The sequence below is a fragment of the Bacillus sanguinis genome (assembly GCF_018332475.1).
In the GTDB taxonomy this organism is placed as follows: Bacteria; Bacillota; Bacilli; order Bacillales; family Bacillaceae_G; genus Bacillus_A; species Bacillus_A sanguinis.
Genome location: NZ_BOQB01000715.1, coordinates 1 through 209, shown reverse-complemented (window position 1 = coordinate 209; position 209 = coordinate 1). Strand labels below are relative to the sequence as shown.

Here is a 209-nt window from a genome sequence, read left to right as displayed (position 1 = left end):
TAAGGCGATTTATATTCATGTTTATATTTATTGCGGCGGCTACTTTGTACGTTCAATTTATTTTAACGAAACAACAAGAAATAATTGTAGAAAAAAAAGATACAATTACGAATCAAAAAAAACAATTGGTGTCTTTAAAGAAAGATGAGGCTTCTTTAAAGACTAACATAGAAAATTTAACAGATGATGAGGAAGAAATTTTGAAATTT

At 26.3% G+C, this 209-nt stretch carries 1 protein-coding gene; it reads left to right on the top strand.

Going from position 1 to position 209, the window contains the following annotated elements:
* Nucleotides 1–209 (top strand): septum formation initiator family protein (locus tag KI369_RS29330; RefSeq protein ID WP_238484984.1); only part of this gene is annotated, 209 nt, incomplete at both ends.